Raw genomic sequence first — 16,033 nt, 5'->3', positions numbered from 1 at the left:
GCCTACTCGGAACCGTCGCGCTCGCCGGGCGGCGTCCACCCGGGCAGATCGATCGGCTCGGTCGTGGCATCCGGGGTCGCACCGGCCCCGGTCGACGTCGGCGCGATCCCGGGAACGGACCCCGCCCCCTTCGACGCATCGCCGGGCGATCGGCGGCCGGTCCATCCGCCGACGTGTGCGGGGAGCGCCGGATCACCCGCGCCCTGCGGTTCGACGATCGCCGACTCGTCCACGACCCCGGCAACCGGCCCCGACGGCATCGGCACCGCGTCGGCGACGCGCGCACCACTGATACCGCTGTGATCCGACCCATCGCGCCTCTGGCCGCCGCGCCCGCGCGGGGCGAGCAGGAGGATCGCGGCGCCGAGCAGCACCTCGAGCCCCACCGCCAGCGCGACCGGGCCGGGCTCCGGCCCGAACGTGCTGAGCCGGCCAGGCCCGAGCGAGCCGGACGCGGCGACCGCGAGCAGCGCCGCCGCGGCGCCGGCGACGAGGGCGATGCCGGCCGTGACGACGACGCGCGCGCCGATCGGGTCTTCGGGCACGAGCGGACTGTCACCCAAGGCCGACGCACGCTCGTCCTTCGCAGCCTCGTGCGCCGCACCTTCGCCCGCCGCACCGGCGGCTGACGTCGAGGCCGACAGCAACCCGCTGAGCGCGGCGGTCCTCGACGCGTCGACGCGCGCCGTGTCCGTGGACACCGACGGCGCACCCAGCGAATGCGGCGCGCGCGCCGGGCGCGGCCCGCCCACGTGCAGCAGTCGCGATCGCGCGATCCAGCCGGCCAGCGCCCCGATCGCGATGGGCAGCAGCGCGAGCAGCAGCAGCCACGACGTGGTCGATTCGGGCACGGCACCGAGCGCCGGAAGACCGGGGACGACGCCCACCTGCGTGCCGGCGGGCGACACCGCGGTGCCCTCGCCGACGGCGAACCCCGGGCCGGCGACGAAGCTCAGTCCCCAGACGGCGAGGGTCGGAACGTAGGCGAGCTGAGCGATCGTGAGGACCGTGGCGCCGATCGCATCGACGTCCCCCGCCTGGAACAGCGCCACGATCTGGCCGGCGCGGGCGAACAGCGCCACCGCGGCGACCGCGGCGCCCACGCCGATGAGGCCCACCACCACGACGGCTGAACCGCGCGCGATCAGCGCGGGCACGTCGCCCCACCCGTGCGGAAGGGTTTCTGCCCGGTCGCGCAGCCGCGCGATCGCTCCCGACCCGGCCTCGGACCACTCGGTCACGACCGCCGCGCCGAACGCCGGCAGAGCGAACACGAGGGTGGGGACCAGGATCGCCTGCCACGTCTCGACGTGCGCGACGTCGTTCGCTCCCGTGAGCGCGGCGCCCGTCGCCAGCACGGCGAAGACGACGGTGGAGGTCACGACGCCGGTGAGCCAGGCGTCCGCATGCGAGGCGCGCGCGCCCGAGCGCGCGGCGAAGATCGCCGTGAACCCGGCGAACGCCAGCGGTGCCAGCGACAGGACGAACGAAGCCGCCTGCGCGTCGATCCTGGCCGCGGCGAGGTACTCGGGCGGCAGGGCGATGTGCAGCGGCACGAGGTTGCCGAGCTGCCACACCGATACGGCCGACGGCCACAGCACGTCCCAGTCGGCACCGCCGCCGAACCCGAACACCCAGAGCAGCGTCAGGGGGGCGAGGGTCACCGCAAGGCCGACGGCCACGGCGATGGCGGCGTCGACGGAGGCAAGGAGGGCGACGATGAGGCGATGCATGCGCCATCGACCCTACTTCGAGGGTCGCGGCGGTCCTGGCTGCGTCCGCGCCGTGGTGCGGCATCCGTCCAGCGAATACTCAGCTTCGCGCGCGAAGGACTAACGTTTCAGGTCGGAGGTCCACACCCATGAGCACAGCCGCGTCCGCCGCATCGAACGCCCCCGCAGCCCCCGAGAACACCGAGCCGCCAGAGCCGAAGAACGCCTTCGACAGGTTCTTCGAGATCACCCGGCGCGGTTCGACGGTCGGCACCGAGGTCCGCGGCGGTGTCGTGACCTTCGTGACGATGGCGTACATCGTCATCCTGAATCCGATCATCCTCTCCAGTGGGACGGATGTCGCGGGCAACACTCTCGGGTTCACCCAGGTGGCGGCGACCACGGCGCTCACCGCCGGCGTCATGACCGTGCTGTTCGGCCTGGTGACCCGCCTGCCGTTCGCGTTCGCCGCGGGTCTCGGGATCAACTCGTTCCTCGCGGTCTCTGTCGTGGGCCAGGTGACGTGGCCCGAGGCGATGGGCCTCGTCGTCATCAACGGTCTGATCATCGTGCTGCTCGCGGCGACGGGGCTGCGGCGCATGATCTTCGACGCCGTGCCCATCCAGCTGAAGCTCGCGATCACCGTCGGCATCGGCCTCTTCATCGCGTTCATCGGCTTCGTCGACGCCGGCTTCGTCACCTCGACAGGGGCCTCCTCTCCCCCGGTGGGCCTCGGCGTGAACGGCTCGGTCGCCACGGTGCCCACGCTGATCTTCGTCTTCACCCTCCTGCTGACCGGCATCCTGGTCGCCCGCAAGGTCAAGGGCGGCATCCTCATCGGACTCGTCACGGGCACGGTGGTCGCGCTGATCGTCGAGGCGATCTGGAACATCGGCCCGAAGTTCGACGGCGACGAGGTCAACCCCGGCGGCTGGGGCCTCTCGGTGCCCGAGCTGCCGTCGTCGCTCGTGAGCGTGCCCGACCTGTCGCTGGTCGGGCAGGTCTCGTTCGGCTCGTTCGAGCGCATCGGCGTGCTCGCGGCACTGATGCTGGTCTTCACGCTCGTGTTCACGAACTTCTTCGACGCGATGGGCACCATGACGGGCCTCTCGAAGGAGGCCGGCCTCTCCAACGAGAAGGGCGACTTCCCCCGCATCAAGTCGGCGCTGATCGTCGAGGGCGTCGGAGCGGTCGCGGGTGGATTCACCTCGAGCTCGTCGAACACCGTGTTCATCGAGTCCGGCGCCGGCATCGGCGAGGGCGCCCGCACCGGCTTCGCGAACGTCGTCACGGGTGTGCTGTTCCTGGTCGCGATGTTCTTCACACCGCTGGTCTCGATCGTGCCGACCGAGGTCGCGGCATCCGCTCTGGTCATCGTGGGCGCGCTCATGATGTCGCAGATCCGGTTCATCGACTTCTCGGACTTCTCGATCCTGCTGCCGGTCTTCCTGGCCGTCACCGTCATGCCGCTCACGTACTCGATCGCCAACGGCATCGGCGCGGGGTTCATCTCGTGGGTCGTGGTGCGCTCGCTCTCGGGCAAGGCGCGCGAGATCAGCCCGCTGCTGTGGATCGTCGCGGCAGGCTTCGTGCTCTACTTCGCGCGCGGACCGCTCGAGACCCTGCTCAGCTGAGACTCCAAGGGGAGGATGCCGCGGCTCGCGGCATCCTCCCCTTCGGCGTTTCCGGTGGTGCGCTTCGACAGGCTCAGCGACCGGGTCGCAGCACCACCCCTCGGTTGCTGAGCCTGTCGAAGCACCGCCGCAACGGCTCAGCGACCGGGTCGAAGCATCGCCGCGACGGGTCAGCGACCGGGTCGCAGCATCGCCGCGACGGCTCAGCGACCGGTTGCTGAGCCTGTCGAAGCATCGCCGCGACGGGTCAGCGCAGCGGGGTCCAGCCGGGCGGTGTCGGACCGTCGAAGGCCGCGCGCTCCGCGTCCGCCTGCGCCGACCAGCCCTGAGCGGCGTCCACCCCGTCGAAGCCGCCCTTGGCCACGCGGAACCCGACGTCGTCATGGTGCATGCGGGGTGCGCCGCCGCGGCGGGTCGAGGCGCGCACGCTCCAGGCGTCGTCGGCGAACCCGCCGCCGCGGAACACGCGGTAGTCGGCGTATCGGGCGGGATCGAGCAGGTCCCAGCACCACTCCCACGCGTTGCCGAGGGTGTCGAACAGGCCGTTCAGGTTCGGCAGCTTGCCGCCGACGTTCTGCGGGGCGGTCACGCCGTCGGCGCTCGTCCAGGCGATCTCCGCCAGCGGCCCGTACTGCGGGCCGGTGGAGCCGGCGCGGCAGGCGTACTCCCACTCGGCCTCGGTCGGCAGGCGGAATCCGTCGGCCTCCACCCGCCAGGTGACGTCTTCGCCGTCGAACCTATACGCCGGATCGAGACCCTCCCACTCCGAGGCCGCGTTGCAGAACCGGATCGCCCGCAGCCAGCTGACGTCGGTCGCGGGCCGTCGCGGATGCGCTCCCGGCTCGCCCAGCAGCTCGGTCAGCTGCTCTTGCGTCACGGCGTAGACGCCGATCTCGAACGGCTCCAGCTCGACGCTCCAGCGGGCCTTCCCGCGCGCGTCGTGGAGCGTCACGGTGCCGCCCGCGATGCGGGCGAGCTCGATGTCGGTCACTCCTCGCGGGGCTCGAGCACGAAGATCGCGATCTGGCGGTCGGTCTTCGCCTGGTACTTGTCGTAGTCCGGCCATACGGCCGTCGCCCGCGCCCACCATTCGACGCGCTCGTCGCCCGCGAGCTCGCGGGCGGTGTAGTCCCGGCGGACGGCGCCGTCCTGCAGTTCGACGTGCGGCTCACGCCGCATGTTCTCGCCCCACTTGGGCTCGTCGGGCGCGCCGCCCTTCGAGGCGACGACCGCGTACCGGCCGTCGTGCTCGACGCGCATCAGCGCCGTCTTGCGCAGCGCCCCGCTCTTCGCGCCGACCGTGGTCAGCACGATGATCGGCACGCCCCGCAGCGTGTTCGCCTCCTGGCCGTTCGAGGCCTCGTACTTCTCGGCCTGGCTGCGGGCCCATTCGGATGTGGACGGCTTGTACTCTCCGGTCAACGGCATGGCACCAGCGTAAAGGCGTGGCGCGCCGCTTCGGGTCGCGCGGCCCTATCGTCGAGGTATGCCGAACATGAGAGTCGAACTCCTCCCGGGGCGCACCGTCGACCAGCGCCGCCGCTTCGCCGAACTCGTGACCGATGCCGCCGTCGAAGCGCTCGGCGCCCGCCGCCAGGACGTGCGCATCATGTTCGAGGAGGTCGCCGCCGACTTCGTCGCCAACGGCGGCGTGCTCGCCAGCGAAGACGCCGACCGCGCCGGCCAGGTGTCCCGCTTCGGCGGCAGCGGCGCCACCGCCGCCGACTGACGCCGGCTGAGGTCGCACCCGCCTTCTTCTCGGGTTTGGGGCGCGTCGCGTGCGTTTGGGGCGGGTCTCGCGCGCCCCGAACGCACGGCGTCCGCCCCGAACGCGAGGAACTGGGGCTCCGGAGAGAGCGAGAGGACGTGGATGCCGCGAGGCGCGGCCTCCCGTGACCGGCGGCCGACAGCCGTGGCGGCGCCTCCAGACCCGCACGGCGCGTCAGGCCTGACGCCGGCGACCGGCGCGCGACCGGCGCGCGTCAGGCCTGACGCCGGCGACGCGCGACCAGGAGCAGCAGCCCCAGGAGCAGGAGGCCGAGGCCCGAGAGCATCCAGCCCTGGAGGCCCTCGACGCCGGTCGCGGCGAGGTCGCCGTCGCTTCCGCCCGCCGAGGCTGCAGGCTGACCGGCGCCACCCGGCTGGCCGGGCTGCCCCGGCTGCTCGGGCTCGCCGGGCTCCTCGGGCTCTTCGGGCGGGTCGGCGGGCGCGTTGATGTAGACGTTGCGCGCCGCGGCGCCGTCGTAGAGCGGGTCATCGCTGACCACGGTGTGGCTGACAGTCTCGACGACCATGCCCGGTCCGGGCTCGTTGCTCGGGGCCGCGGTGAGCAGCGACGGGAACGGGTGCGGGTCGGTCGTCGGCAGCAGCCGGACGATGACCGTCTTCGGAGCCGTCTCGCCGATCTCGAAGACCAGCACCACCTGGTCGTGGAAGGTGAGGCCACCGTCGATCGAGACCTGCGCGTACGGGATGCCGCCGCCGTACGCCGCCGAGATCGTGATGTAGACCCGGGCCGTCGGCAGTGTCGACAGGGCGATCGTGTAGCTGTCGGTCTCCTTGACGCCGCTCTGCAGCGTCGTCGTGCCGTCCGATTCGACGATGACGACCTCGCCCGCTCCCGGCACCACGGGCGGGACGGGGATGACGAGCGGCGCCGGCGGCGCGGCATCCTCCGCCGTCAGCACCACGGGTGCGGGCAGCACGACCGGCGCGATCACGAGCGCCGGCAGCGGCACGTGGTAGAGCTTCACCCGAAGCCCTGCCCCGAGGATCGTCCTGAGCGCGACGGCCAGCTCCGGCGTGGCGGCCGTCGCCAGCACCTGCACCGTCGGCGTGCCCGCGCCGCCGTCGAGCGACAGGAAGCCGTTCGCCCGGTAGCCGCCCGCGAGGAGGCGCACCGCGAGGAGCCGGAAGAGGTCGGCGCCGGTGGTCCCCTCGATCCGCAGCTCGGCGCGATGCCCGTTGATGACGAAGCGGTCGGCACCCTCTCCGCCGTACAGCACCGCGGGGAAGCTGACGCCGGCGCTGGCGTTGCCGAACTCCGTCTCGACAGTCGCGAACGCGCTGCCCGGCTGCACGTTCGGCTCGATGCGCGGCGTGGCGAAGAACTGCCCGACCACGAACGTGTCGTCGCCGTCGCCGCCGTACACCGTGGTGATGGCGCTGTTGTCGTCGAACGCGAACACGTCGTCGCCGTCGTAGCCGTTGACGGTCAGGCGTGCGTTGACGCCCTCGTCGTAGGCGATGGTCTCGGCCGTGCCTGCCGCGAGGTTCAGCTGGGCGACGAACGCGGCGTGACGCGCATCCGCATGCTCGGCGATGCCCGCCAGCGCCCGGAACAGGAACAGGTCGGCGGCATCCGTCCCGTCGATCGTGAGGGTGTTGAGACCGGTGCGCGCCCCGCCGCCGCGCACGACGACGCGGTAGTCGTGGCCGGCGGCATCGTCACCGCCCCAGGTCTGGATGCGGAAGTCGTTGTCGCCGCCGTGACCCCAGAGCACCAGCGCGTCGCGCACCTCGGTGCCGGCGAAATCGTCGCCGAGCGCCGCGATGTGCGTGCCGGTCATGGTGTGCAGCCACCACACCTGGAAGGAGTCGTCGCCCTGGAGCACGAGCGGGTCGGTGGGGTCGTCGCCGAATGCCTCGGTGTGGCCGCCGAGCAGCGTCTCGAGGAAGAAGAAGTCGTCGTCGCCGGCCGCGCCGAAGACCTGCATCGGCCCGTTCACCACGGCGTGATCGAAGGCGAAGAGATCATCGCCCGCGTCGCCGTGGACGAAGATCGGGCCGTTCACGACGGTGGCGTCGAACGAGAAGACGTCGTCGCCGAGGCCGCCGAACATCCGGGTCGGTGCGCCCGTGACGGTACCGCCGAAGTAGAGGAGCGAGCCGCCGTCGAGGGCCGACGTCTTGCCGAACGAGGCGCGGATGGTCACCGTCGAGCCCTCGATGAGGGTGTCGAGCGGTGCGATGACGTCCTGGCCGACCAGCAGCGTGACGTCGTCGCCGGCGACGATGCGCCCCTCAATCACAGTCACGAGCTCGTCGATGGTGCGGCCCTCGGTGAGGAGGAAGAGGCTCTCGTCGTCACCGCCGGCCACGAAGGGCACCATGAGGCGCACGTCGCCGGTGGTCGCCTCGGCACGGAGCACGAGGAGCGATCCGGACGCCTCGGTCACGAAGATGCCCGTCGGCGGCACGAAGATCACCGCGTCGCCCGGCAGCGACAGCGCGTAGAGCCGTGAGCCCGTGCCGGTGTCGACGACCAGGTCGGCGGAGCGATCGGGGCTGTCGGTGCCGATGCGGCCACCGACCGCGATGAGGTCGATGTCGCGCCCGGCGACGCGGACGGCCCCGGTCGGCGCATCCGCCTGGATGCCGCCCGCCCGGGTGCGCAGCGCGACGTCGGCGGTCAGCGACCGGGCGAGCGCGACGAACAGCGTGCCGGCCACCTGGTCGAGGAGGATGTCGCCCGCGGCGAGCGCGGTCAGCGATCCCCGCGCCGAGAGGGAGGAGCGGATCTCGAGGAAGTCCGGTGCCGTGTCAGTGGGGTCGGAGTCGGTGGGATCGACGTCGGGTCCGCCGATCCGGCCCGACACGAGACCCGCGATCATCACGATGTTCCGGCCCGCGACACGCGGCGTGCCGTCATCGATGGTGCCCTCGTCGAGGATCGACGCGGTGTCCTGCATCGTCTGCAGGTAGACGTCGTCCGCCGTCGAGGTGATGGTGCCGACGCGAAGGTCGGCGATCGTCTCGTAGTCCTCGACGAAGCCGTTGGTGTACAGCGTGATCTCGCCGTCGCCGTTCTGCGTCGAGTACTGCTGCGCCGGGAACCGCATGCTGAAGAGCGTCGCGTCCACGTTCGAGAAGACGACGAACGAGATGTCGGTGGCGAGGGACGGATGCCGCACCACGATGTCGTCGCCCGCGCTCAGGTCGCTGAACGTGTAAGCGCTGTCGTGAAGCTCGTTCACCGTGCCCCACGCGACCAGCACCGGGTCGTCGAACCCGCCCCACGGACCCGGGTCGGGGTGGAAGTACGTGTGGTACTGGCCCGTCGGAGGAACCGTCGTGTTCGACGGCGGGTGCGTGACGTTCACCTGCACCCAGTACGACGACATGACCGGCACGTCGGAGCCGGAGAGCGAGTCGTGGACGAGGAGGTCGATGTCGTCACCGGCGTGGATCGGGCCCAGGACGGGCTGGAAGGCGGTGCCGGCGTACGGCGAGCCGACCGGCATCCGCGCCACGTAGGTGAGGTCGAGGACGACGTCGTCGCGCGCGTCGGCGACGAGCTCCACCGGGCGCGTCGGATCGACGTCGTCGACGACGTAGTCGCTCTGCACCAGCACCACGGGGATGGGAAGGCGGACGGCGATGCCGAACAGCGTGAAGCTCGCGCCGATGGTGCCCAGGTTCGCGTGCAGCTGCGCGATGTTCGTGCGGATGCTGCCCGCGCCCAGCGCCCAGATGTCACCGTGCTCGTTGATCACCCGCGTCGTGCCGATCGGGTTGTCGATGAAGCCCGCGAGCACGATGTCGGGCGTCCCCGGTCCGGTCCAGTTGGCGATGTCGACGAAGGTCGGCGTGAAGATGGGGCGGCCGATGTGGAAGCGGAAGGTCGACGAGTCCTCGGCCTGCACGTTCACGGTGGCCCCGACGTCGTCGAGGTTGACCACGCTGATCCCGTTGACCCGCAGCAGGCGGCTCGAGTGGTTGTGCAGGCGGACGAAGTCGAACGTGTTCTGCACCTGCAGCGTGCCCCGGTCGCCCGTGAGGGTGCCGACCTGCGAGCCCGCCGGGTTGTTGATGAAGTACGTCGCCGATCCGCCGCCGTTGTTCTCGATCGGGTCGACGACGATCTCGCGGCCCTCGGGGATCGTCTGGCCCAGGATGTACACCGTGCCGAGGTCGTCGCGCACGGCGACGGCGTACTTCTTGACGATCTTGCCGGTGCTGTCGACGACGAGGGTCGGGTTCGGCGCGTGCAGCACGACGTCGGCGTTCCAGTCGATCCAGCGGTGCCTGTTGTCGTCGGCGCTGTTGTCGTCGCCGCCGAAGTCGATGAAGCCGCCGCCGGTCGACGCGCGCGGATCGACGACGACCTGCAGGTGCAGCGCCTCGACGCGGAGCGTGGCGGTGCGGATGCGGACGCCGGCCTCGCCCGTCACCGACGAGGTCGCGTTGTACCGGACGATCGCGTCGGCGTCGCTGTCGCCGCCGAAGCAGCCGCACGTCGCTCGCGCGTCGGCGACGAGGCGGAGGTCGAGGTGCTGCGCGCGGACGGTGACCGTCTGGTAGCCGATGATCTTCGCACCGTCGACGAGGTGCACGTGCACGTTCGAGGTGAGCGTGACCTCGGAGCGGGCGTCCGAGTCCTCGAACGCGCCGTCGCCGTTGGAGCGGTTGTGGTCGAGCAGGCTGGTCGTGATCATCTGCGCCGCCAGGGTGACGTTGTCGGCCTCCAGGTGCGCCGCGCCTCCCACGGTCAGCGTCGCGTCGTTGTTCGCGACGATGTGGCACGGGTCGCCGCCGCAGTCCCCGGATGTCGAGCTGCCGGCGAAGGAGCCGCCCGAGGCGCCGGCGCGGAGCTCGGACTGCATCGCCGTCGACGACGATGCGGCGATGTCGTTCCACGCGGTGATGCGCCCGTCGAGGGTGACGTGCGACGTGGTGCTGAGGTCGGCGCGTGTCTGGGCCTCGGTGCCGTGGCCGAAGCCCCCGGCGCTGGAGTTCGCGTACGCGTTGCCGCTCGCGAGCGTGAGCGGATCGATCGTGACGCTGCCGCCGGTGCTCGACAGGTCGGTTCCTGGGCGCACGGACACCGTCGTGGTGGCCGTGGCGCTGACCACGGCGCGCGCGTGGGTGATCGAGATGGCGCCGATGCCGCCCGAGGTGCCGTCTGCGACAGCGGCTGCCGTGTTCAGCGCGTGCACGCCGATCTCCCCGCCGGCGGCGATCCGCGCGCCGTCGCCGATCGTCAGGTCGAGGGTGGCGTCGACGACGACGCGGGGACGCGTCTCACCGACCTGGATGAAGCCGCCGCCCTCGCCCGCGACCTTCGCCTCTGAGTACGTCCCCGACGGCAGTGAGGGCGCCATCGTGGCGACCTGCAGGTGCTGTGTGCCCGTACCCGCCGCCGTCAGATCGACCACGAGCTTTCCACCGCCCAGCGCCGGTCCCAGATCGACGACGGCCGGGACGAACCGGCTGGTGCCGACGCTGCCGTTCGCGCCGAGCGGACGGTGGAAGCAGACGCCCAGGAGTTCGATGAGCTTCAGCCCGAACGAGGTGGGCGTGGCGTCGCAGACCTCGTACACGCCGCCGTTCTGCAAGCCGGCGATGGGCTGCTGCCCGGGTGCGAACAGCTGGTGGATGACCGTGCGGCCGGCCTCCGAGATGTCGGGCGCGAGGCCGAGCGCCGTGAGGGGGATGACGCCGCCGCCGCCGTCGTCGCACGTACCCAGCGCGTGACACTGGCTGTCGGCGAGCTGGATGCGGTTGCCGTCGATCCGGATGACCCAGTACGTGGTGTCCTGCGACAGGCCGCCGAGGGGGCCGCCGGTCGCCCGGTACACGACGGCGTCGCCGGTCTGCAGTCCGTGCTCGCGGACGGCGATCACGTTGTTGTCCTCGATCTGGAACGTCGGCGGGCTGCCGACCTGGACGGGGCTGCCCTGGGCGTCCACCACGATGTCCACGCGCGTGCTGTAGAACGACGCGCGCGCTGCCGCCGCGAGATACTGCAGCATCTGCCCGTCGGTGTACGAGTTCGCGACGTTGATGAGTCCGTTCGCCTCGTCGACGTCGCCGCCGTCGAACTCGACCGGCGCGGACGGGGTGTCGGCGTCGATGAGCTGGACGCGGAAGTCGTCGAGCACGCGGACCCGGTAGGCATGGCCGTTCACGAGTCCGGCGACGCCCAAGCCCGATGCGGTGTAGAACACGCGCTGGCCGTCGACGAAGCCGTGCTGCCGCGCGAACGTGATCACATCGTTCGCGGGGTCGACCTGGGCCGCTTCGAAGGCCGCGCCCAGCTGGATCTGCGTGGGCGAGACCACGATGACGCCGTACTTCGCGCCGTCTGTGAGGTCGCCGACCGCGCTGCCGCCGCTGCGGTCGTAGCGCACGGTGGCCGAGTCGTCGAGCGTGTGGGCTCCCGAGAGCGTGATGGTGTTCGTGCCGAGATCCACGCCCGTCACGGCGTCGAAGGCATAGACCGGCAGTGGTGGCGGCGTCGCGGAGTTCTGGTGGGCGGTCAGGGTCACCGCTCCCCCGGCCCAGAGCGTCGTGCCGTTGGCGACGGACAGCCTCACCGTCGGGAACGTCTCGGCCAGCGCGCTGTTCGACGACACCGCGAGCGCCGCGGCGGAGAAGTTCTCGGCGAACGACCGGGACACCGGCTGGGCGGCCGCCCGCACGTCGATGTCGCCCGAGACCACGATCGGCGTCCCGACACCGACGATCGCCTCGGCGACCGGGCGCACGCGGGCCCACGCGCGGCCCGAGTCGATGGTGATCGCGCCGATCGCCGTGCTCGCGAGCTTGGCGGTGGCGGTGTCGGATGTCGTGGCGTGGACGCCCAGCGACGCCGCCGTGGGCACCGTGGCGGCGAAGTGGGCCAGCGTCGAGGAGTCCACGAGCGCCTTCGGCTCGGCGACGCCGACCGTGATGGCGCCGCCGTTGACGCCGCCGCCCGCGGCGGTGGCGGCATTGGTCGCAGTCGCGTCGACCGTCAGAGCCGCCGACGGCGCGTGCACCGTGGCGCCGTCGTGCACGCGCGCGCGGGTGACCGCGGCGGCGGTGATGAGTGCCTCGGCGCTGGAGATGCTCACGGCGATCAGGCCCAGCGCCAGGCTCCCCGAGGTGGCCGAGACGGCGCGGTTCGCCGTCGCACGGACGGCGAGCGACGTGCCGCCCACCTGACGCGGCGCGGCGTCCGCCACGGCCGCAGCGGCGATGCGCGCCGTGGGTACCGATACCCCCACCACGAGCAGCCCGCCCGACACCAGGTCGCTCTTGGCGGTCGCGGTGGCCGTCAGCACCGTCTCGACGAGGACGCCGCCCGAGGTGACCAGCATCCCGGTGCCGTATCGGGACGAGACCGCGGCCGAGCCCTGCACCTCCGCGTCGACGACCGAGCCGGTGATGCCCACGAGCGCGATGCCGACGGCCTCGATCGTCGCATCGGCCTTCGCGTGGCCCGCGGCGCGGACGGACACGCCCGCCGAGGCGATGATCGTGCCGTCGAACGACGCCGTGACCGGCGCCCACACTGTCGCCTGCGCGACCACGACGCCCGCCTTGACCGCTCCGCCGCCCGCGCTGTCGATATCGGCGAGAGCGTGCGTGCCATCGCGGCTCTCGGCGAGGAGCGACACCGCCCCCGACGCGGCGAGCATCACGCCGGCGGCGACGGATGCCGTCGTCGCGGCGGACTCGGCGATGGTGGCGGCGGCGACCGTGCCGTCGACGCCGATGATCGAGATGGAGGTGAGCTCGCCGGTGGCGTCGACGGCGTTCCGCGACGATGCCGTCACCGCGAACGACGCGGAGGTCGCGGGACCCGCAGCGAACGTCGCGCGCGTCGCGGCGGCGACGGTCGCGCGTGGGAGGAGCCCGTTGATGTCCAGGCCCGCGACGGTGATCTTCTTCATGTCGGTCGAGGCGGTGTTCTCGGACCACGCGGTCACGGCGACGGCGCCACTGCCGCCGCGCACGTCGGCGGTGCCGGCGGCGACCTCGGCGGTGATGCCTGCGGCGTCGGCGACGACGGCCAGCGCCGAGCCGAAGCCGCCGTTGAAGAGCCCCGCCTCGATGTACGCCGCCGACGCGGTCGCGAGATTGGTTCCCCGCGCCTCGACGGTGAGCCCGTTGCCGACGAGGCCGGCGCGGAGCTCGGCGCGGGTGGCGGCGGCGACCGTGGCGCTGATGACGCGGACGTTGGCGTTGATGAGGCCGATGGTCGCGGCATCCGAATCGACGTCCGCCGTGTTGTTCGCCTGCGCGACCACCGTGGTCGCCCCGTTGGACCACACCGGCGAGACGATCGACGCGCGGGTCGCTGCGGTCGTCGCGATCTCGGACTCGGCGTACGCGACGCTCACCTGGAGGATGCCGCCGAAGCCGGCGGTGAAGGTCTCGGCCGCGGCGCGGTTGGTGGCGGTGCTGCGCACCTCGACCGAGCCCGACCCGCCGATGACGCTCGACACCTCCGCCGTGGTCGCGCCGCGCAGGAACGCCGTCGCGACGTACCCGCCGCCGGAGACCAGGCCGCCCGAGCCGGCGGTGACGATCGCGCTGGCGAGGTTGCCCGACCCGCCGTCGGTGAGGATGCGCGCGCGCGCCGCGACGAGGCCGCTCGAGAACACCGTGCCGAGCTCGATGACGGCACGTACGAGCGCCGCCGTGGTCACCTCGGCGCTCGCTTCGACGCCCTGTCCGCTGCCCAGGAGTCCGATGCCGATCACGAAGGCCTCGGCGAGCGCCTGGTTCTGGCCCTCGGCGTCGACGGTGAGCGAGCCGGACGCTGCGACGTCCGCCCGGAAGATCGCCTCGGTGCGGCCGGTGATCAGCGCCTCCGGGTTCATGAAGCTGGCAGAGATCGCCGAGAGGCTCCCGCCCGGGGTGAAGGCGTCGGCGCGGTTGCGCGAAGTGGCCCGCATCGCGATCGCACCGCCGGCCGAGAGCCACGAGCCGTCGACGGCGGTCGCGGTGGTCTCGCGCGTGATGGTGGCGTGCGCCAGCGTGACGCCGATCGCGACGGCCCCGACCTGTACGTTGACGGTGTCGGCATCGATGACGTTGCGGGCGTCGGCGGTGATCGTCGCCCCGCCGCTGAGGTGCGCGACGCCGGCGAACTCGGCGGCCGTGCGACCGGTGATGTCTGCGATCGCGCCGGCCCCCGTGCCGCTTCCCGCGAGACCGACCGACACGGAGAACGCGGTGACCGGCACCGAGATGTCGGAGACGGCGGTGATGCGCAGGCCACCGGCCGGCGCAGCGGCGGTGCCGATGGCGACGGCCCCCACGCGTCCGACGGTGTCGCCGCGGACGTCGGCGGTGGCGACGGATGCGCCGGCCGCCGCCAGCGCGATGGCCAGGCCCAGCGACAGCGGGCGGACGTCGCGGTCGGCCGCGGCATCCGCCGAGACGATGCCGCCGGCGACCGGGATGACCACGCCGTCGTCGATGTGCGCCGTCTGGCGGGCGTCGGTGTCGAGCACCAGGATCTGGCCGCCGACCGACACCGCGCCGATCTGCCCGGTGAAGGCGATCGCCTCGGTGGCCTCGCCGTACGTGGCGCGGGTGGCGACGTCGCCGCCCGCCCGCACCGTCGTGCCGGTCGCGATGCCGGCGTCGACCGTGGAGCGCAGCGTCACCACCAGGACGGATGCCCCGACCGCGACGATGCCGCCCGTCGCCGAGCCGGCGAGGCCGAAGTAGCTGTCGCGCGCGTCGGCCGTGACCGCGACCGAACCGCCGGTCAGGATGAATGCGCCGACGCCGATGCGGCTCGTCGTGCCGCGCAGCGGCGGGGGCGACGAGAATGCGCTGGAGGCGAGCGACGTGCCCGGCGCGGCGCCGGCGACCCCCGCGGCTGCCGCGTCGATGCCGGCCTGCTTGCGCTGGGCGGTGTTCGTGCCCGAGGAGTCGTTCGCGCCGCCGAGGATCGACAGGTAGCCGTTGGAGCCCGTGCCCGACGCGTGCTGGTCGGCCTGACTCTGGGGTGTGCCGTCGGACGACGTGAGCGCGTCCTTCGGGCCGCTGCCGTCGTCGTAGGAGCCGGTGGGCTGGCCGCCCGCCGTCCACACCGAGACCGATGCCGTGACGCCGACCGCGCCGCCGCCCGCGCTGACCGCGTACGTCTGGATGTGACGCACCGAGAGCGCCTGCACGCGCAGGTGCGAGCTCGCCTGGACCGACGCGTAATCGCCGACCAGGGCGTTGGCGGCGACGTCCACGACGCCGATGTCGATGCCGCCCGCGACGCCGACGAAGCCGCCCGCGACGCCGCCGCCGATCGTGAACGTGTCGGTGAGGTCGGTCGCTGTGACGGAGACGCTCTGCGAGGCGCCGGCACCGGCCCGGTCGCTGTTCACGAGGGTGCGATCGGCGGATGTGCTCTCGATCGCGGCGACCGTCGTGCCGCGGATCAGGGTGACGTTGACGGCGCCCGAGACGCCGACGAAGCCGGCGCCGCCCGAGATCGCCATGCCGAAGACGTGCTGGGCCGACGAGGCGAGCAGGGCGAGGCCCGACTGGCCGGCTGCGGGGAACGAGTCGCCGCTGATCGTGCCGAGCGGGATGCCGCCGAGCGCCCAGCCGCGGGCGGCGCGGGCGTCCACGATGCTGCCCGCGCCGATCGTCGCGGCGGTGTCCTTCACGGCCGACACGACGGCGACGCCCGCGCCGACGCCCACGAAGCCCACGCCCAGACCGCCCGATACGACGGTGAAGCCGGTGCGGTCGTCGGCGGCGACGAGGATGTTGTTGCCCGCGTCGAGCGTGACGTGCCGCCCGACCCGGCCGTGGGTGTGCGTGTCGAGGACGACGGCGGCGACGGCTGCCGCGACCCCCGCGACGCCGGCGCCGAGCGCCGCGGCGATCGCCGTGATCTCCTGGCTGCCGACGGCCGACAGGAGGATGTCGCCCGCGGCACGCACGATCGCGTCGTCGGCGATG

6 protein-coding genes (1 of these 6 cut by a window edge) are annotated in these 16,033 nt (G+C 72.4%); 2 read left to right on the top strand and 4 right to left on the bottom strand.

Annotated elements, in window-relative coordinates; translation table 11 throughout:
* Positions 1-2 precede the first annotated feature (2 nt).
* Positions 3-1,733 carry a cell division protein PerM gene (locus tag NCG93_RS09270; protein ID WP_241741860.1) on the bottom strand — a complete coding sequence of 577 codons (1,731 nt, stop codon included), beginning with the start codon at positions 1,731-1,733 and terminating at the stop codon, positions 3-5.
* Positions 1,734-1,861: 128 nt separating this feature from the next.
* Here NCG93_RS09270 and NCG93_RS09265 point away from each other — a divergent pair, with 128 nt between their 5' ends.
* Positions 1,862-3,346 (top strand): NCS2 family permease, encoded by a 1,485-nt coding sequence (locus NCG93_RS09265; RefSeq protein ID WP_194414276.1) that lies wholly within the window; start codon positions 1,862-1,864, stop codon positions 3,344-3,346.
* Between the two features lie 247 nt (positions 3,347-3,593).
* On the opposite strand, the gene NCG93_RS09260 is transcribed toward NCG93_RS09265, so the two are convergent.
* Together NCG93_RS09260 and NCG93_RS09255 are read right to left on the bottom strand one after the other, a co-directional pair.
* On the bottom strand, positions 3,594-4,337 hold the full coding sequence (locus NCG93_RS09260; protein WP_194414277.1) for a formylglycine-generating enzyme family protein: 744 nt from the start codon (positions 4,335-4,337) through the stop codon (positions 3,594-3,596).
* On the bottom strand, positions 4,334-4,774 hold the full coding sequence (locus tag NCG93_RS09255) for a nitroreductase family deazaflavin-dependent oxidoreductase (protein ID WP_194414278.1): 441 nt from the start codon (positions 4,772-4,774) through the stop codon (positions 4,334-4,336). The genes NCG93_RS09260 and NCG93_RS09255 overlap by 4 nt, the downstream gene beginning before the upstream one ends.
* A gap of 58 nt (positions 4,775-4,832) precedes the next feature.
* Here NCG93_RS09255 and NCG93_RS09250 point away from each other — a divergent pair, with 58 nt between their 5' ends.
* Positions 4,833-5,075 (top strand): tautomerase family protein, encoded by a 243-nt coding sequence (locus NCG93_RS09250; RefSeq protein ID WP_194414279.1) that lies wholly within the window; start codon positions 4,833-4,835, stop codon positions 5,073-5,075.
* A gap of 253 nt (positions 5,076-5,328) precedes the next feature.
* On the opposite strand, the gene NCG93_RS09245 is transcribed toward NCG93_RS09250, so the two are convergent.
* Positions 5,329-16,033, bottom strand: the end of a protein-coding gene (locus tag NCG93_RS09245) for a hypothetical protein (protein ID WP_252787497.1). The gene runs 21,947 nt beyond the window's last position; only the last 10,705 of its 32,652 coding nucleotides appear in the window; the start codon falls outside the window, past its right edge — the gene reads right to left on this strand; the stop codon is at positions 5,329-5,331.

Origin of the sequence: Microbacterium yannicii (assembly GCF_024055635.1) — a bacterium.
Taxonomy (GTDB): domain Bacteria; phylum Actinomycetota; class Actinomycetes; order Actinomycetales; family Microbacteriaceae; genus Microbacterium; species Microbacterium yannicii.
The sequence above is the reverse complement of the archived record's forward strand: the minus strand, read 5'-3'. Positions and strand labels throughout refer to the sequence as shown.